Genomic DNA, 1,002 nt, shown 5'->3' on the forward strand with positions numbered 1-1,002 from the left:
TATATAAATTGATAATTATTATAATGTAGTTTATTATAGTTATAATATATAAGTAAAGAGGTTTTAAAGATGAATTATGTATATATTCTAGAATGTTCAGATAGTACTTTGTATACTGGGTGGACAAGTAATTTAAGCAATAGAATAAAAACACATAATCTAGGTAGAGGGGCTAAATATACTAGAGGAAGATTACCTGTAAAATTAGTTTATGTTGAAACTTTTTTAGATAAGAGAGAGGCTCAAAGTAGAGAATGGAAAATTAAAAGGTTAAATAGGGGAGAAAAATTAAAATTAATTAAAAATTTTAAAAGAGAGGATTTAAAGGTATTTAATTATGAAAAAGAAATTAACCTATGATATAATATTTGAAATTATATTTTATATTTTATTATTCATATATTTAATAATAGGATTTATAAAAAAAGATACTATATTATTATATGGAACAGTTTTAACTATAATAACATTAATGATTCCTACAATTATTATGAAGGTTGGAAAAATAAAAATACCTCCATTAATAAATTTTATTATTATAGGATTTATATTTATATCTATGTTTTTAGCTAAAGTAAATAATTTTTATGCTATACCTAATTGGGATACATTTTTACATACTTTATCTGGATTTTTAACTTTTATATTAGGATATATGGTTTTTCTATATTTAAATAATTATGAAACAAAAAATATTAATGTAAAAGTAATTGTTGTTTTTTGTTTTGTTTTTGCTGTATCTTGTGCAGCATTTTGGGAAATGTGGGAGTTCTTTACTGATAGAACCTTTGGATTAATGGCTCAAGTAGATTTATTTGATACTATGAAGGACATTATAACAGGAAGTATCTTTCCCCTTGTTATGATACGCTCATTATATAAATATTTAAATGGAAAGAAAAATAGATTATATGAAGATATAACAAGTTTTATGAGGGATAATAATAAAAAATAGTTTTAAAGTTGAATGTTAAATCACATTATTAAAAGATATTCTAAAAG

The 1,002-nt window shown here is 21.6% G+C and carries 2 protein-coding genes; both read left to right on the forward strand.

The window, feature by feature from the left end; all coding sequences use genetic code 11:
* Positions 1 to 69: 69 nt before the first annotated feature.
* Positions 70 to 360 carry a GIY-YIG nuclease family protein gene (locus GBZ86_RS16240; protein WP_152892393.1) on the forward strand — a complete coding sequence of 97 codons (291 nt, stop codon included), beginning with the start codon at positions 70 to 72 and terminating at the stop codon, positions 358 to 360.
* The gene (locus GBZ86_RS16245) at positions 338 to 955 is read left to right on the forward strand and encodes a DUF2238 domain-containing protein (protein ID WP_152892395.1); all 618 of its coding nucleotides are present in this window, start codon (positions 338 to 340) and stop codon (positions 953 to 955) included. The genes GBZ86_RS16240 and GBZ86_RS16245 overlap by 23 nt, the downstream gene beginning before the upstream one ends.
* Positions 956 to 1,002: the final 47 nt, after the last annotated feature.

The organism is Clostridium tarantellae (genome assembly GCF_009295725.1).
GTDB lineage: Bacteria > Bacillota > Clostridia > Clostridiales > Clostridiaceae > Sarcina > Sarcina tarantellae.

Excerpts from the sequence above, each read along its gene's own strand:
- GBZ86_RS16245 (WP_152892395.1), top strand. The coding sequence starts at position 338 with ATGAAAAAGAAATTAACCTATGATATAATATTTGAAATTATATTTTAT.
- GBZ86_RS16240 (WP_152892393.1), top strand. The coding sequence starts at position 70 with ATGAATTATGTATATATTCTAGAATGTTCAGATAGTACTTTGTATACT.